Source organism: Enterococcus sp. AZ080 (assembly GCF_051714945.1).
GTDB classification, from domain to species: Bacteria; Bacillota; Bacilli; order Lactobacillales; family Enterococcaceae; genus Enterococcus_B; species Enterococcus_B pernyi.
The window spans coordinates 1,773,009-1,788,645 of sequence record NZ_JBIOSV010000001.1 but is presented as its reverse complement, the minus strand read 5'-3'; the positions used below and the strand labels follow the sequence as shown (position 1 = coordinate 1,788,645).

Annotated in this window: 13 protein-coding genes; 11 read left to right on the top strand and 2 right to left on the bottom strand. The window is 40.6% G+C overall.

The features are described 5' to 3' along the window. Nucleotides 1-135 precede the first annotated feature (135 nt). Complete coding sequence (asnB, locus tag IGK01_RS08410; protein ID WP_010735126.1) at nucleotides 136-2,031, top strand: asparagine synthase (glutamine-hydrolyzing); 1,896 nt, start codon at nucleotides 136-138, stop codon at nucleotides 2,029-2,031. A gap of 126 nt (nucleotides 2,032-2,157) precedes the next feature. On the opposite strand, the gene IGK01_RS08405 is transcribed toward asnB, so the two are convergent. Continuing rightward, nucleotides 2,158-2,604 carry a DUF2188 domain-containing protein gene (locus IGK01_RS08405; protein ID WP_010735127.1) on the bottom strand — a complete coding sequence of 149 codons (447 nt, stop codon included), beginning with the start codon at nucleotides 2,602-2,604 and terminating at the stop codon, nucleotides 2,158-2,160. A gap of 217 nt (nucleotides 2,605-2,821) precedes the next feature. On the opposite strand from IGK01_RS08405, the gene rpmG reads away from it, so the two are divergent. The 7 genes from rpmG to IGK01_RS08370 all read left to right on the top strand — a co-directional run bounded on the left by rpmG (nucleotide 2,822) and on the right by IGK01_RS08370 (nucleotide 11,469). Further along, nucleotides 2,822-2,986 carry a 50S ribosomal protein L33 gene (rpmG, locus tag IGK01_RS08400; protein WP_373865805.1) on the top strand — a complete coding sequence of 55 codons (165 nt, stop codon included), beginning with the start codon at nucleotides 2,822-2,824 and terminating at the stop codon, nucleotides 2,984-2,986. Between the two features lie 82 nt (nucleotides 2,987-3,068). Next, complete coding sequence (locus IGK01_RS08395; RefSeq protein WP_010735128.1) at nucleotides 3,069-3,560, top strand: dihydrofolate reductase; 492 nt, start codon at nucleotides 3,069-3,071, stop codon at nucleotides 3,558-3,560. Nucleotides 3,561-3,875: 315 nt separating this feature from the next. Next, the gene (gene kdpA / locus IGK01_RS08390) at nucleotides 3,876-5,552 is read left to right on the top strand and encodes a potassium-transporting ATPase subunit KdpA (protein ID WP_023519891.1); all 1,677 of its coding nucleotides are present in this window, start codon (nucleotides 3,876-3,878) and stop codon (nucleotides 5,550-5,552) included. A gap of 15 nt (nucleotides 5,553-5,567) precedes the next feature. Continuing rightward, the gene (gene kdpB, locus IGK01_RS08385; protein ID WP_438840654.1) at nucleotides 5,568-7,598 is read left to right on the top strand and encodes a potassium-transporting ATPase subunit KdpB; all 2,031 of its coding nucleotides are present in this window, start codon (nucleotides 5,568-5,570) and stop codon (nucleotides 7,596-7,598) included. A 36-nt stretch (nucleotides 7,599-7,634) separates the two neighbouring features. Then, nucleotides 7,635-8,156 carry a potassium-transporting ATPase subunit C gene (locus IGK01_RS08380; protein ID WP_023519889.1) on the top strand — a complete coding sequence of 174 codons (522 nt, stop codon included), beginning with the start codon at nucleotides 7,635-7,637 and terminating at the stop codon, nucleotides 8,154-8,156. A 27-nt stretch (nucleotides 8,157-8,183) separates the two neighbouring features. Continuing rightward, complete coding sequence (locus tag IGK01_RS08375) at nucleotides 8,184-10,808, top strand: sensor histidine kinase (RefSeq protein WP_137072551.1); 2,625 nt, start codon at nucleotides 8,184-8,186, stop codon at nucleotides 10,806-10,808. Then, on the top strand, nucleotides 10,786-11,469 hold the full coding sequence (locus IGK01_RS08370; protein ID WP_349519770.1) for a response regulator transcription factor: 684 nt from the start codon (nucleotides 10,786-10,788) through the stop codon (nucleotides 11,467-11,469). The genes IGK01_RS08375 and IGK01_RS08370 overlap by 23 nt, the downstream gene beginning before the upstream one ends. Nucleotides 11,470-11,622: 153 nt before the next feature. On the opposite strand, the gene IGK01_RS08365 is transcribed toward IGK01_RS08370, so the two are convergent. Continuing rightward, nucleotides 11,623-12,579: an iron-hydroxamate ABC transporter substrate-binding protein gene (locus tag IGK01_RS08365; protein ID WP_438840653.1), complete on the bottom strand. Its 957-nt coding sequence runs from the start codon at nucleotides 12,577-12,579 to the stop codon at nucleotides 11,623-11,625. 165 nt (nucleotides 12,580-12,744) lie between these two features. On the opposite strand from IGK01_RS08365, the gene IGK01_RS08360 reads away from it, so the two are divergent. Genes IGK01_RS08360 through IGK01_RS08350 form a run of 3 tightly spaced genes read left to right on the top strand, consistent with a single transcriptional unit; the run spans nucleotide 12,745 to nucleotide 15,535 of the window. Beyond that, the gene (locus tag IGK01_RS08360) at nucleotides 12,745-13,545 is read left to right on the top strand and encodes an ABC transporter ATP-binding protein (protein WP_023519886.1); all 801 of its coding nucleotides are present in this window, start codon (nucleotides 12,745-12,747) and stop codon (nucleotides 13,543-13,545) included. Further along, nucleotides 13,545-14,534 carry a FecCD family ABC transporter permease gene (locus tag IGK01_RS08355; RefSeq protein WP_062805058.1) on the top strand — a complete coding sequence of 330 codons (990 nt, stop codon included), beginning with the start codon at nucleotides 13,545-13,547 and terminating at the stop codon, nucleotides 14,532-14,534. The genes IGK01_RS08360 and IGK01_RS08355 overlap by 1 nt, the downstream gene beginning before the upstream one ends. After that, entirely contained in the window at nucleotides 14,531-15,535 is a 1,005-nt protein-coding gene (locus IGK01_RS08350; RefSeq protein ID WP_023519883.1) for a FecCD family ABC transporter permease, read from the top strand. The genes IGK01_RS08355 and IGK01_RS08350 overlap by 4 nt, the downstream gene beginning before the upstream one ends. Nucleotides 15,536-15,637 lie beyond the last annotated feature (102 nt).

The window sequence follows — 15,637 nt, the reverse complement described above, 5'->3', positions numbered from 1 at the left end:
TAGAGATTTTTCATTTTATTTGTTTTCATGTGACGAAATTGTAAGAGTGAAAATCATTCATTCTGGATGCCTTCCTGTGATAAGATTCATGTGGACATAATAATGGAATAGTAATTTTAGTAGGATGTGAAATAAATGTGCGGAATCGTAGGATTTGTTAATGACAAAGATAATAAAAAAGCAATCATAAATGACATGATGGATCGCATCATTCACCGCGGACCGAATAGTTCAGGTGAATACATTGATCGTGATGTGGCTTTGGGTTTTAGACGTCTAAGTATTATTGACTTAGAAGGGGGCACACAGCCCATTTACAATGAAGACCAAACAAAAATCATTATTTTTAATGGAGAAATCTACAACTATCAACCACTTAGAAAAGAATTAATCGATGCAGGTCATATTTTTAAAACCCATGCTGATACAGAAGTTTTATTACATGGCTATGAAGAATGGGGAACTGAGTTATTGCAAAAAGTACGTGGGATGTTTGCTTTTGCGATTTGGGATAATGAGAAAAAAGAATTATTCGGTGCAAGAGATCATTTTGGGATCAAACCGTATTACTATGCTGAAATGAACGGAACTTTGATGTTTGGTTCTGAAATCAAGAGTTTTTTACCACATCCAGACTTCAATAAAGAATTGAATCGGGAAGCATTGAAACCATATATGACGTTCCAATATTCTCCTTTAAATGGGGAAACATTCTTTAAAGGCGTCTATCGTTTACCAGAAGGTCATTATTTCACTTACAAAGATGGCCACATGGATATCCAACAGTATTGGGATGCGAACTTTGAAGAAAAAGGCACACAAAGCCGTCAAGAATGGATCGATCAAATTGATGAAACTGTGAAAGCATCGATCGAAGCACACACGATCAGTGATGTGGAAGTTGGCTCGTTCTTATCAAGTGGGGTCGATTCAAGTTATGTGACTTCTGTTTTGAAACCAGACCATTCATTCTCAATAGGCTTTGATGATAAAACCTATAATGAAGCAATCGAGGCACGTAAATTAACAGAAATGCTTGACTTGGATAACACCGCAGCTGTCATTGATGGAGACATGTCGTTTAAGGCTTTCCCTTTGATCCAATACCATTTAGATGAACCAGATTCTAATCCATCTTGTGTACCGTTATATTTCTTAGCGAATCTTGCGGCACAAAGTGTACGAGTGGTCCAATCTGGTGAGGGGGCAGATGAATTATTTGCTGGCTATCAATCATATGGCTTCCACACAAATTCAAAATTTATCCGAGTGATTGCTCAAGGATTGAAAAAATTACCGAAAGGCACTCGCTATAACTTAGGTAGAAAAATCGGTAAGATGCGTAATTTCCATGGTAGGATTCATCTATATGAATCTTTAGCGCCTGCCAAAGAATATTTTATCGGACATGCACGGATCTTTGAAGAAAACGAAGCGGCCAACTTGTTGACGCCAGAATTTCAACAAGCCCCAACAGTCAAAGAAATCATGGCAGAACATTATGCGAAAACGGAAGGAATCCAAGACGAGATCAACAAGATGCAATATGTTGATTTACACCAATGGATGCCAAAAGATATTTTGTTAAAAGCCGATAAACTTTCAATGGCAAGTTCACTGGAAGTGCGGGTACCACTTCTTGATATCGAAGTAATGAAATTAGCGCAACAAATCCCAAGTAAGTATTTATTGAATCAAAACAATACAAAAGATGTCTTTAGACAAGCTGCGAACAAGCATCTGCCTGAAGAATGGTCAAATCGTGTAAAACTTGGTTTCCCTGTACCGATCAAAGCTTGGCTGAAAGAAGAACATGGCTATCACCAAGTAAAAGAATTATTTGAAGCTGATTTTGCGAAAGAGTTCTTTGATCAAGCGAAGATCATCAAATTACTTGATGACCATCATGAAGGTAGAAGTGAAGAACAGCGTAAGATTTGGACGATTTTCAGTTTCTTGACGTGGTACAAAGTTTATTTTGTGGATGAAACGATTCCTCAAGCTGAACCGATCCAATATGTAACAGTTTAGACGATCCAACTATGTTTCTATTGAACGCAAAAACGAAGAGTGCCGATCCATAATGGGCAGACTCTTCGTTTTTTGCCGTAAATCGGACTAGGTTGATTTTTTATTCAAAGGTACGATAGTATACAATCAGTAATGGACTTCTCGCTCAAATGTGCCATCTTTTTTATAGATCATCAAGGATGTTTCTTTATTACGAGCTACTTCTTTTCCTTTTTCAATGGCGTCTTCTTTATGATCGAAGTGATTGCTTGCTTTTTCAGCGCCTTTAGAGCGAACGATCCAATGATCTTCTTCGAATTTGACTTCGACTGTGGCGTCTAATAATTTGGCTGCTCGCGGATTGCTATCATGCTTGTCATTTTTTTGTGGATTTTTCTCTTTTGAGAAAGCTTTCTTCTCTTTCTCATCTGCACTTTCAACCCATTCTTTCGCTTGACTGATCGCAATCGGGATTGCACGATCATCAGGATAGCCTTCATCTAAAAGCGCATTGCCGATATCGATTGCTTTCTTTTTGGTCAATTCTTCCAAGTTCTTCATGGCTGGTGGAAAATCTTTCATATTCCAAGGCATAGTTAACTCCTCCTAAAAGACTAATTGATTTTACTACTATAACAAGTGTAATCTCAACTTGGTAAAAAGAAAAATCATCTGTTTCAATTTTTGCTATGCTTATTTTTTGCTCGTCAAGTAGAACTACTTAACAAAATCGTGAAAAAGGCTAGCAATCTGATAAAAATCATGGTAAGATAATCAAGTCTGAGAGTCATCTTAGAGGATTCTAGTATAAATGGGAGGGAAAATCATGCGCGTAAACATTACTTTAGAGTGTACTTCTTGTAAAGAACGTAACTACCTAACTAACAAAAACAAACGTAACAATCCTGATCGTTTGGAAAAGCAAAAATATTGCCCACGCGAACGTAAAGTTACTTTGCACCGCGAAACAAAATAATATGTCTAAAAAAGTTTGGGTCTGTACCCAAGCTTTTTTATTTTTAGTATAATCAAGTAGTAGATGAAAGGAGCGAGTCAAAATGTTTATTTCCATGTGGGCCCAAGACAAGAATGGGTTGATCGGTAAAGATGGGTTATTGCCTTGGCGTTTGCCAAATGATATGCGTTTTTTCAGAGAACATACGGTGGATCGTTTATTAGTGATGGGGCGTAAAACATATGAAGGCATGGGCGACCTATCTCTTCCTTATCGCCACATCATCGTGTTGACTACCCAAGAAGATTTTGAGGTCAAAGAAAATGCAGAAGTCATGCATTCGATCGATGAATTATTGGCTTTTGCGGAGACTGTTTCAGAAGATATTTATGTTTCTGGTGGAAGTCGGATCTTTCAAGAACTATTGCCCCAGACTGGGATTATTTGGCGAACACTGATCGATGGTGAGTTTGAAGGAGATACGTATATTGGAGAGATCGACTTTAGTGATTTTGAACTAGCAGAAGAACATATCGGTATCACGGATCAAGAAAACCATTATGCCCATCGCTTCCAAAAATGGGTAAGAAAGTAAGCTCTGATCATTGATGCATAAAATGGAGGATTGAAAGAAATAAAGGGAGATGTTCAAGATCATGGGAGCATCTTTTTTTTGTCTTATTTATAGAGAAACAGCTAAGTCAAGCGAGCGTTGCTCCTTAAGGTTTAGCTGTTTTTTTGTGTTGTATAAAGAACATATAAAGAAATTTCTTGAATATTAACACTATCTTTATAGTCCTTTGTCTATGATGAAAACAAAGGAGAGGAAGAAAATGATCTTATTTTTAGGTTGTATCAGTATTATTTTGTTAGCTTATCTATTTTGGTTTTTATTTAAGGGGGAAGAGCAATGATGAGTGCAGTATTTCAAGGGTTGTTTTTCTTTTTTATTCTACTCGTTTTAGCCGCACCTCTTGGGTGGTACATCAAGTTGATCATGACAGGGGAAACACCAAAATATGTACGTTTCATCCAACCAATCGAACGCTTTTTTTATCAATTGATTGGTCCTGAGAGTCAAAAGAAAATGACGGCGAAGCGCTATTTAGCGCATGTGTTGGGTATTGGAATCTGTTCTTTGCTATTTTTAACCGGATTATTGATGGTCCAAGGTTGGCTTCCTGGCAATAATGGCGTGGAAAATCTGTCATTTGATTTAGCCGTGAATACAGCTGTTAGTTTTGTGACAAATACCAACTGGCAAGCTTACGCAGGAGAAGTGACACTGTCGAATACGACGCAAATGCTTGGTTTGACTGTTCAAAATTTCTTGTCAGCAGCTGTAGGTTTAGCGGTTCTTTGTGCATTGATCCGCGGCATCATCCAAAGGAAATCAAGCCAACTGGGCAATTTTTGGCAAGATCTAGTACGCAGTTTGCTTTACATTTTTTTACCACTTTCATTAATTACTGCTGTACTTCTGATTTCCCAAGGCGTGGTTCAAACGTTTAGTCATGGGATGTCATACACTGGTCTATCTGGAGAATCTTTATGGTTGTATCTAGGACCTGTGGCCAGTCAAGTAGCCATCAAGCAATTAGGAACCAATGGTGGTGGATTTTTTGGTGCAAATTCCGCTCATCCATTTGAGAATCCGACGATTTTTTCTAATTTCATCGAGAATCTCGCCATCTTGTTGATACCTACTGCATTGATTTTTGCTTTTGGCTATTGGGTCAAAGAATGGAAACAAGGTCGAACGATTTTGATCGTTTCGTTTGTTTTTCTTTTTGCAGCTTTTGTAGGTGTAGCAATTAGTGAATATCATGGGCCCGCTTTTACGGATGTTCTGGGTTCACTGAATATGGAAGGAAAAGAAGTACGTTTTGGTGTGGGTTGGTCAAGCTTATGGGCTGTTAGCACAACAGCGGCATCGAATGGATCAGTCAATGCGATGTTGGACAGTTTTACGCCTCTCGGTGGTGGTATTCCGCTTTTCTTGATGCAATTAGGGGAGATCATCTTTGGTGGTGTGGGTAGTGGATTATATGGCATGTTGGCATTTCTACTACTGACGGTTTTTATCGCTGGGCTACTTGTCGGGCGTACGCCAGAATATTTAGGCAAGAAAATCGAGGCTTTCGATATCAAGATGGCTAGTTTAGTGATTTTGACGCCAGTATTATTGACGTTGTTTGGTACGATGGCAGTTTCACTGCATCCTGATGTTTTAACTTGGTTGACCAATAAAGGGCCTCATGGATTTAGTGAGTTGCTTTATAATGTGACTTCTCTAGCAAATAATAACGGGAGTGCATTTGGTGGGTTGACGGCAGATAAACCGTTTCTAAATCTTTTAGGAAGTGTCTTGATGTTGTGCTCTCGCTACATTCCGATCGTTGCTATTTTGTTCTTGGCTGAAAACATGGGAAGGAAGAAAACCATCGCGATCAATGATGGAACACTTTCAACAACGAATGGCACATTCATCTCCATGTTGATGATCGTTATCCTTGTTGTCGGAGCATTGAGCTTTTTACCAGCGTTGGCATTAGGTCCGATCGCTGATCATTTTACCTTAAGTTAGAAGGAGTAAAATCAAATGAAAACTATTTATGTATGGGCAATCAAAGAAGCCTTTGTCAAATTAGACCCAAGACAACAAATCAAAAACCCAGTGATGTTCATGGTCTACATCGGAGCGATCTTAGCGACGATCCTTTGTTTTGGACAAACAACCGTGCCTTTATGGTTTACTATAACGATCACCTGTTTGTTATGGATCACTTTATTGTTTGCAAATTTTGCCGAAGCAGTGGCAGAAGGTCGCGGAAAAGCGCAAGCAAATAGCTTGAAGCAAGCAAAAAAAGAAGTAGTCACTTATAAGATCAATCGCTTAGAAGACATTGAAAACCAAGAATTTATTGAGATCAAATCTTCTGATCTCAAAAAGGGGGATCTGATTTACGTAGTATCGGGTCAACAAATTCCGGCGGATGGTGATGTAATCGAAGGAGCTGCTTCAGTGGACGAAAGTGCCATTACAGGGGAATCAGCGCCAGTAATCCGTGAATCAGGAGGCGATCGAAGTGCCGTTACTGGTGGGACGACGGTGGTTTCTGATTACTTGGTGATCCGTGTGACATCCGAAAATGGACACTCCTTTTTAGATCAAATGATTTCAATGGTGGAAGGGACACAACGAAAGAAAGCCCCGAATGAGATCGGGTTACAAATCTTTTTGATCACGTTAACGATCATCTTTTTAGCGGTCTCTGTTAGTTTAGTTCCTTTTACCGAATTCAGTAGTCAGCTGTCAGGTAAAGGGGCGCCGATTGCGACGATCGTTGTCATTGCTTTATTCGTATGTTTAGCGCCAACGACGATCGGTGCATTGATTTCATCGATCGGAATTGCTGGAATGAGTCGATTAACGAAAGAAAACGTGATTGCAATGAGTGGTCGTGCCATCGAAGCAGCGGGAGATGTTGATGTATTACTGTTAGATAAAACAGGAACGATTACTTTAGGAAATCGTCGGGCAAGTGAGTTTTTACCGGTCAATGGCGTCACAGAACAACAATTAGCTGATGCAGCACAACTTTCATCTTTAGCAGATGAGACGGCAGAAGGCCGCAGTATTGTCATTTTAGCTAAAGAAAAATTTGCTTTGCGGGAACGTATTTTTGAAAAATCTGAAGTGAAATTCATTGATTTTAGTGCGCAAACCCGCATGAGCGGCATGGATTATCGTGGCGATCAGATCCGTAAAGGTGCCGCAGATACGATCAAGAAATATGTGCAGGCACGTGGTGGACAATATCCAGAAGAATGTGATCACATCGTTGCAAAAGTTGCCCAAGCTGGCGGAACTCCTTTGGTGGTTGTAAAAAATGATCAAGTGATGGGGGTCATTTATCTCAAAGATATTGTAAAAAATGGCGTACAGGAAAACTTCGCAGATATGCGTAAAATGGGGATTAAAACTATCATGATCACAGGAGATAATCCTTTGACAGCAGCGGCGATTGCGGCTGAGGCGGGGGTCGACGACTTTCTCGCAGAAGCAACACCTGAAAATAAAATGGATCTTATTCGTGACTATCAAGAAAAAGGTCATCTTGTAGCAATGACAGGTGATGGAACGAATGATGCGCCAGCATTAGCACAAGCGGATGTGGCAGTGGCGATGAATACAGGGACACAAGCAGCAAAAGAAGCGGGCAATATGATCGATTTAGATTCTAGTCCAACGAAGCTATTGAAGGTCGTACGTATCGGTAAACAATTATTGATGACTAGAGGTGCTTTGACCACGTTTAGTATTGCAAATGACGTCGCAAAATATTTTGCTGTGATCCCAGTCTTGTTTTATGGGATCTATCCCGAATTGGCCCAATTGAATATCATGGCATTAGGTAGTCCTCTTACGGCGATTTTATCGGCTGTTATCTATAATGCAGTGATTATTGTCGCATTGATTCCTTTAGCGTTAAAAGGAGTCAAGTATACAGAAAAACCTGCCAGTCAGATTTTGCGGCATAATCTATTGGTCTATGGATTAGGTGGTTTAATTGCCCCATTCATATTCATCAAACTGATCGATCTCGTTTTGAGCTTTTTCTTAATATAAAAAGAAAGACATTTTGCAGAAAGAAGGAATTCACCTATGAAAAAGATCCTTAGAGCACAGCTTAGTTTTTTATTCCTCAGCATCCTACTCCTCGGTGGGCTATACACCGTCGCTGTTACTGGTATCGGTCAACTTTTCTTTGCTCATCAAGCCAATGGTAGTCAGGAAGTCGTTTCAGGGAAGGTGGTTGGCTCTTCGTTGATTGGACAATCCTTTCAACAGGCAGCTTATTTTAGTGGAAGAGGGCAAGACGTGACCCAACTTTCACCAACCTCATCGGAGCAAAAGAAATTAGTAGAAGATAAAACGAAATTGGCACAACAAAGCAATCAAACTACGGAGATCCCAATCGATTTAGTCACAAACTCTGCAAGCGGTGTTGATCCGCATATCAGTGTGGTAGCCGCAGAAAGTCAAGTCTCTCGTATCGCTAAAGAGCGGGGAGAAGACGTTACTAAGATTCGTGCTATAATACAGGAAAAAGCACAAAAAGATTGGTTTTCAGATCGAATGTTTGTCAACGTGCTTGAATTGAATCTGTCACTTGATAACATGTAGGTGGCAGAGGGGTTAGGAGAAACAAAGATGGAAAGACAGGATGTTTCAGAAATGTTACACCAGCGTGAAAAAAGCCGAGGACGTCTACGGGTGTATTTTGGTTTCGCGGCGGGAGTCGGCAAGACGTATGCAATGCTGGCGGAAGCACAAGAGCTGAGCGTACTAGGTAAAGACATTGTGGTAGGCTACATCGAACCTCATGATCGCCCGGATACGAACCAATTATTAGAAGGATTACCACAGATTCCTTTAAAAGAAGTGACGTATAAGGGGCTGACTTTGAGTGAACCTAATATCGATGCCATTATCAAACGTCAGCCAGAGATCGTTTTGATCGATGAATTAGCCCATAGTAATGCGCCAGGATCAAGAAATCGCAAGCGATATCAAGATATCGAAGAATTATTGAATGCAGGAATCAATGTCCATACGACGATCAACGTCCAACATATTGAAAGCTTGAATGATATCGTTGAAGAAGTGACTGGGATCGAAGTAAAAGAAACGGTTCCGGATACGTTTTTCCAACAGGCGACATTGAAGGTGATCGATGTGGAACCAGATGAATTGATCGATCGTTTAGCGCAAGGGAAAATCTATGCTGATGAAAATGCAAAACGCGCCTTGCAGCACTTCTTTATTCCTAAAAAATTGGAACAGTTACGAGGTCTAGCGATTCAACGGGCTTCGGATCATATCAATCGTGTGATCGGTAAAACAAATGGTGTCCAAAGTAAATTGATCACGATCGTTCAAGATGCTTTCCCTAAAATGGCTGAGAAAAGTATTCGGTGGACTGCTCGGTTAGCTCAAGGCTTGGGGGCAGAATGGATCGTGCTATACATTCGTTCCGATGATCGTTTACAAGGGACGAATGACTTAGCGGAGAAACTTGGCGCAGAAGTCGTGGTAATCGAGGAGGACCATTCATTTGAAACGATCGTCGAATATGCTAAACTGGTCGGCGCAACCGATTTGATCATCGGTAAAAATTTGGCGAAACCGTGGACGGAGCGATTGTTTTCAGAAGAGCTGGATGTACGACTGCTCAAACGATTGCCAGAAACTGAACTTCACTTGATTCCTTATAAAGAAAAACGTTCAACCATCCTTTCCCATTCCAAGAAACTAGTGGAAGGGGGAGGAAAAGATTTTGCGATTTCATTGATCTGTGTGTTCGTAGCAACGCTCTTGACTGAAGTGATGCAATATCTTCACTTTGGAGAACAAAACTTGATGTTGGTGTACATTTTCTTTATCTTACTTGTTGCCCGTTTGACCTCTGGCTATTTTTGGAGCGCATTATCTTCTATTTTAAGTGTCTTAGCTTTCAACTGGTTTTTTGTCGAGCCGCTGTATTCCTTGACCGTATATAAACAAGGTTATCCGATTACTTTAGTCATCATGCTGATCGTTGCATTGATGATCAGTAATTTGATGGTTCGTCTGAAAAAACAGGCTGTCCATGCCAGAGAAAAAGAACAACAGATGGAAATTCTGTATGAACTGAACAAGCAGTTTGTTTTAGCAGAAGACCAGCAACAAATCGTTGAATTATCTGCCACTTATTTAGGTAGGCTATTGGATCGGGAAGTGATTTTCTTTGATAAACATGCCATCAAGCTAAGCCAATATACACCAAAAGATGCCCCATTTTTACTCGATCATCCAGAAGAGGCAGCAGTAGCTTATTGGACGGCTAAAAATCAAAAAGACTCAGGTTATGGAACGGATACATTAAGTGGCGCAAAAGGTTTTTATTTACCGATTGTCGCAAATGGTAAGACGTTAGCTGTTTTAGGGATTCGTCGCAGTCGCGGGCTGCCGATCGAGGATAGTCAATTGAATTATTTACGGTTAGTGTTGACCCAGCTTGCTGTTATCTTAGAGCAAACAGAGCTTAAGAATGAAAAAGAACAAATTGAGTTAGAAAATGAACGTGAAAAAGTTCGCAGTAATTTATTACGTGCGATCTCCCATGATTTGCGTACACCATTGACTGCGATTTCTGGGATTGCAGAAACACTCTTGCAAACAGATGAAGAGCTGAAACAAGCAACGCGCCAAAAATTGCTGACCGATATCCAGACAGAATCTCAATGGTTGATTCGAATGGTGGAGAATCTGTTGTCGATCACACGGATCAATATGGACACGATGCAAGTGAAAAAAACAACAGAACCGATTGAGGAAATCATCGAAGCAGTCTATGAACATGTCACAAAAGTTTATCCTGACAAGGAACTATTGGTTCATTTACCGACAGCGGTTTTATTTGTCGAAGTTGACCCTATCTTGATTGAGCAAGCGATGTTCAATCTGGTGGAAAATGCGTTTCGTCATGGATCGACACAAGGGCAAGTAGAAGTTAGCGTGTTTCAAGAGGGACAACAGGTCATTTGCGAAGTGAAGAATGATGGTGAAATCTCATTGAAGCAATATGAAAAAATCCAGATGAATCTATCTAATGAAGAAGAAGTACCAATCGATTCAAAAAATGGTCTTGGCATTGGATTAAGTATTGTCAAAACCATCATCCATGCCCATAATGGGAAATTAGAGATGGCTGTATCAGAAGGGAAAACAGTGGTTCGCATCTATTTGAACAAGAGTGAGGAGGTGACGTTACATGAGGAAAGTACTATTGATTGAAGATGACCCAACGATCACTGATTTTATGGAAGTCGTGTTGGCAAAAGAACATTATCACGTTACGATTGCCACAACAGGCATGGAAGCTTTGCATGTGTTCCAAGAAGATTCCTTTGACTTGATTTTGCTCGATTTAGGTTTGCCAGACATTGATGGCATCGAATTATTGAAAATCATTCGTAAACGACTGGCTACACCGTTGATCGTGATCTCAGCGCGAAACAACGAGCATGAAAAAGTCAAAGCCCTTGATCTCGGTGCTGATGATTACGTCACTAAACCTTTTGGGATGAATGAATTACTTGCTAGGATCAGAACCGCTTTTCGTCATCGTAAACAAGAGGAATTACCTTCAGTCATCACCAATGGTGAATTGACTTTGGACACAGAAAGCCAACTGTTAACCAAAGTAGGAGAACCGATCCATCTCACTAAGAATGAATATCGCATTTTGCTCGTATTATTCCAACACCTTGGGAAGGTCGTCACTTATCGCGTATTAACATCAGAAGTTTGGGGGCCTTATGGAACAGATTCCCAAGTGTTGCGAGTGAATATGTCAAACATTCGGAAAAAAATCGAGAAAAATACCATTCGTCCAGAATATTTGATCACTGAGATCGGAGTTGGCTATCGGTTACGTGATTACCGAAATTCTTAGTAAGCGACAAACAAATTGAATATCGAAAAAAACGACAATCACCGAAGAATTTTACCTCTTGGTGATTGTCGTTTTTCGATGTGCTGTTTACCAGCTAGCACATGGAACACTTCTTTTATTTACAGCGCAAGCCAAATTGTGGTTTTCACGTTTTTACTTTAGCTCGCCTTTGATATCATCGATCATTTGACGACTAGCGATTGGTCCATTATATAACCAGCTAGAAGTTGGACCAAATTCGAACACTTGACCCGCTTTGACTGCTTTCAGATTTTGCCAAGTGGGTTCGTTGAACATCGCTGCTTGTTCATCACTATTGACTAAGATGATGTAGTCTGCGTCTAATTCAGCTAATTTTTCTGATGAAATAGCTGACCAATCAGAGGTTGCCTCTTTTGATACTTCTTCTACTAAAGATGGCACACCAAATTGTAGATCTTCATAAACGATGCGACCGCTTGAACGATTCTGGCTGACCATAAAGGCAGAGTTGTTCGTGACCCATAAGACAGCCGCTGTTTTCCCATCGATCTGATCACTCAATTCTTCTCGTGTTTCTTTCGCGTAATCTTGATAATCTTGAATGATTTCCTCTGCTTTGTCCTCTTTATTCAATACTTTGCCAATGTCTTGCAACTGTTCTTCCCATGTGACATCGGTACCATTTTTAACAACATAGGTTGGAGCAATTTTACTATATTGCTCGTATTTACCACCTTCAACAGTGGCTGAAGAAGAAATCAATAATAAATCAGGTTCAAAACTTAACACATTTTCATAGGGGAGATCATAGGAGATAGTTGGGACATCTTTCAGATCATCTTGTAAATAATCTTGGATCGAACCACTGCCGACTGTCCATTGAGCAACCGGGGTTTCACCTAACGCAACAAGATAATCCTCTAAATAACTGCCGATGATCCGCTTTGGTTGGTTAGGTATTTCAACTGAATGTCCTAATGTATCTGTCAAGGTATGCGTACCATTATCAGCAGTAGTCGATGATGCGGTTGTCTCTTCGGTTGTAGATGAGCCTGGCGAGCAAGCACTCAGTAATCCCACCAAAAGTAATGCACTAGAGATTGTGAATAGTTTATTTTTAAGTCTCATGTCTTTCCTCCAAACGTAATTGAGAATGTTTCTCAATTGCTATTATTCCCCAAGAAAAGGGCGCTGTCAACTCTTTTTACTAACGTAAATGACGAAATTTGTGCTTGACGAATTTGTGAAGTACCGTCATAATTGAGAATGATTTTCAATGAGAGGGGGAAGTATATGTCTAGATTAAATGCAGTTGAAATTACTACCGGTTACCCCAACAAAACGATAATTGAAAATTTGTCTGTCGCTATACCAGAAGGGAAAATCACCAGTTTGATTGGCCCGAACGGCAGTGGTAAGTCTACATTATTAAAAAGCTTTACCCGCATACTTCCTGTAAAAAACGGTAAAATATTAGTCAACGATCGTGACTTGACGACCTATCATTCGAAAGAACTAGCTCGGAAACTTGCCTTACTAGCCCAAACGAGTGAATACCCATTAGGAATGACAGTCGAAGAAGTCGTTTCCTACGGTAGATATCCTTATCAAAAACTATTCAGTGGCATGGATGATCAAGATCTGCAAGCCATTGAGTGGGCATTGACAGCGACGGATCTGATCTCGCTAAAAGATCGAGACTTAGCGAGTTTATCCGGAGGTCAAGCCCAACGAGTCTGGATTGCGATGGCGTTAGCTCAAGAAGCAGATATCTTGATCCTTGATGAACCGACAACTTTTTTAGATCCGGCGCATCAACTGGAAATCTTAGATCTGCTGAAAGAAATCAACCGAATGAAAAAAACAACGATTTTGATGTCGATCCATGACATCAATCATGCCTCCCGTTTTTCCGATTATTTAGTCGCAATGAAAGAAGGGCGATTAATTGTCAACGGGACTCCAGAACAAGTCATCACGAAAGAATGGATGAGAGAGATTTTTGAGATCGAAGCACAAATCGTTCAATTACCTGAAACAAATAAACCTGTCTTTTTAACATATGATCTCATCAAGAAACCGGAGGGAAAATGATGAGGAAAGGGAAAAAAATAAATATCCTATGGCTGCTTCTGTTATTGGCAATCCTTGTCTTCTTTTTTGCTTTGTATAATGGTGCTTCTGAAGTTAAAGGAAATGAAGTCTGGCAGGCGTTGTTCCATTTCGATCCAACTGATCAAGCCCAGCAGATCATACGTAATATCCGTCTGCCTCGGGTCATCGGAGCATTTATTGTGGGTAGCTGTTTCGCCCTCAGTGGCGCTTTGATGCAAGGGGTAACGCGAAACAACTTGGCAGATTCAGGATTGTTAGGGATCAATGCTGGTGCCTCGTTAGCCATGGCATTTAGCTTTGCTTTTTTACCTAAAGCTTCGCCGTTTTCAATTTTTCTGCTTTCATTACTTGGTTCGTTGATCGTGACGATGATCGTTCTAGGTTTTTTCAGTTTTTCAAAAATAGGACTCAGTACTATGCAGATGATTTTAGCCGGTGTGGCAATCAGTTCTTTTTTTACCGCAATCAGCCAAGCACTGACCCAGTTATTTAATCTACAACAAGATTTGACTTTTTGGTTTGTTGGCGGTGCGGCGAATATTACTTGGCAACAGTTACTCGTTCTTTCACCTATCTATCTAGTGGCGGTTATTGGCTCTTTTCTATTAGGGAAGTCGATCTCCCTGATCCATTTGAGTGAATCACATGCGATCGCCTTAGGAGGACATCCACAGCGCACACGGGTACTGGTTTTCATCTTTGTTTCGATCTTAGCAGCGTTAGCTGTTTCTTTAGTTGGGCCCGTCTCTTTTATTGGTTTGATGGTTCCACCTGTTGTTCGTGGCTTTGTCGGTACGGATTATCGGTATGTCTTGCCAGCTTCATTTATCGCTGGGGGGATCTTAGTTATGTTAGCAGATTTTGTGGCACGCATGGTCAATCCACCATTTGAAACACCTTTTGGCTTAGTCATTTCCTTGATTGGTGTCCCTTTTTTATTGGTACAAGTTAGGAGGGAACGCGTGTGAAAAAAATATATTGGGGGATTGGCCTGTTACTATTTTTATGGCTTGTGACTGCGGGAATCAGTTTAATGATCGGTACACCGTTTCTTTATATTGATCAATTGATCGATGTCGCACTTGGTAGAGGAACACAGGTCCAACAATTGGTTCTGACAGAATTTCGCTTGCCACGCCTATTGATCAGTTTATTCGCAGGTACCTGTCTAGGAATCGCAGGCTATCTTTTGCAAGGAGTAACTAGAAACCCATTAGCTGATTCAAGTATTTTAGGTATCAACTCCGGCGCAGGATTTTTTGTGATGCTATACTTAGGTTTTTTTACTAGCCATGCGTCACCTTTCTTGTTGCTTTTCGTTGCCTTTTTAGGCGGCACGCTTGCTGCATGTCTAGTCTATTTTGTTGCCTATCAGCGTTCTGGACAAGTAGCGATGAATCGCTTGCTCCTTTCAGGTATCGCTGTGAATGCGGGCTTTTCTGCGGCAATGCTTTTAAGTACGATAAAAATCTCAAAAGAAAATTATGGCTTTGTGAACGCTTGGTTAGCAGGTTCAATCTGGGGGGCTAGTTGGCCTTATGTCACTGCCTTTTTGCCATGGGTACTTATTCTGATCCCTTTAGCGTTTTTCTATAGTCGCAGGATTGGTCTTTTATCCTTTGGCCCAGAACGTGCGCAAAGCTTAGGGTTGAACGTGTCACGAAGTCAGTCAGTTTTATTACTGCTTGCAGTTGGTTTAGCCTGTGGCAGTGTTGCTGTGGCAGGCAGCTTGTCCTTTGTGGGTTTACTCGCACCGCATGCTGCCAAAATCATTGTACGTAAAGAAAATCAGTGGACACTCCTATTCAGTGGTTTGTTCGGAGGATTATTTGTCAATATTGCTGATATTCTTGCGCGCATCATTTTACCAGATGGAGAAGTTCCTACAGGGATCTTGATTGCCGTCTTGGGCGCACCGTATTTTCTTTATTTATTATTTTATATTCAAAAGAAACAACTATCTGTCTAGGATAAGACCAGAATGTTGGGATCGGGAAACACTGAAGGCGATTTTGCCTTTAGTGTTTTTTAGTAGATTGAGAAATACCTTCAACAGCCAGATAAGAAATAA

Excerpts from the sequence above, each read along its gene's own strand:
- IGK01_RS08380 (WP_023519889.1), top strand. The coding sequence starts at position 7,635 with ATGAAAAAGATCCTTAGAGCACAGCTTAGTTTTTTATTCCTCAGCATC.
- IGK01_RS08360 (WP_023519886.1), top strand. The coding sequence starts at position 12,745 with ATGTCTAGATTAAATGCAGTTGAAATTACTACCGGTTACCCCAACAAA.
- asnB (WP_010735126.1), top strand. The coding sequence starts at position 136 with ATGTGCGGAATCGTAGGATTTGTTAATGACAAAGATAATAAAAAAGCA.
- IGK01_RS08405 (WP_010735127.1), bottom strand. The coding sequence starts at position 2,604 with ATGCCTTGGAATATGAAAGATTTTCCACCAGCCATGAAGAACTTGGAA.
- IGK01_RS08365 (WP_438840653.1), bottom strand. The coding sequence starts at position 12,579 with ATGAGACTTAAAAATAAACTATTCACAATCTCTAGTGCATTACTTTTG.
- IGK01_RS08370 (WP_349519770.1), top strand. The coding sequence starts at position 10,786 with ATGAGGAAAGTACTATTGATTGAAGATGACCCAACGATCACTGATTTT.
- kdpA (WP_023519891.1), top strand. The coding sequence starts at position 3,876 with ATGATGAGTGCAGTATTTCAAGGGTTGTTTTTCTTTTTTATTCTACTC.
- IGK01_RS08355 (WP_062805058.1), top strand. The coding sequence starts at position 13,545 with ATGAGGAAAGGGAAAAAAATAAATATCCTATGGCTGCTTCTGTTATTG.
- IGK01_RS08375 (WP_137072551.1), top strand. The coding sequence starts at position 8,184 with ATGGAAAGACAGGATGTTTCAGAAATGTTACACCAGCGTGAAAAAAGC.
- rpmG (WP_373865805.1), top strand. The coding sequence starts at position 2,822 with ATGGGAGGGAAAATCATGCGCGTAAACATTACTTTAGAGTGTACTTCT.
- kdpB (WP_438840654.1), top strand. The coding sequence starts at position 5,568 with ATGAAAACTATTTATGTATGGGCAATCAAAGAAGCCTTTGTCAAATTA.
- IGK01_RS08395 (WP_010735128.1), top strand. The coding sequence starts at position 3,069 with ATGTTTATTTCCATGTGGGCCCAAGACAAGAATGGGTTGATCGGTAAA.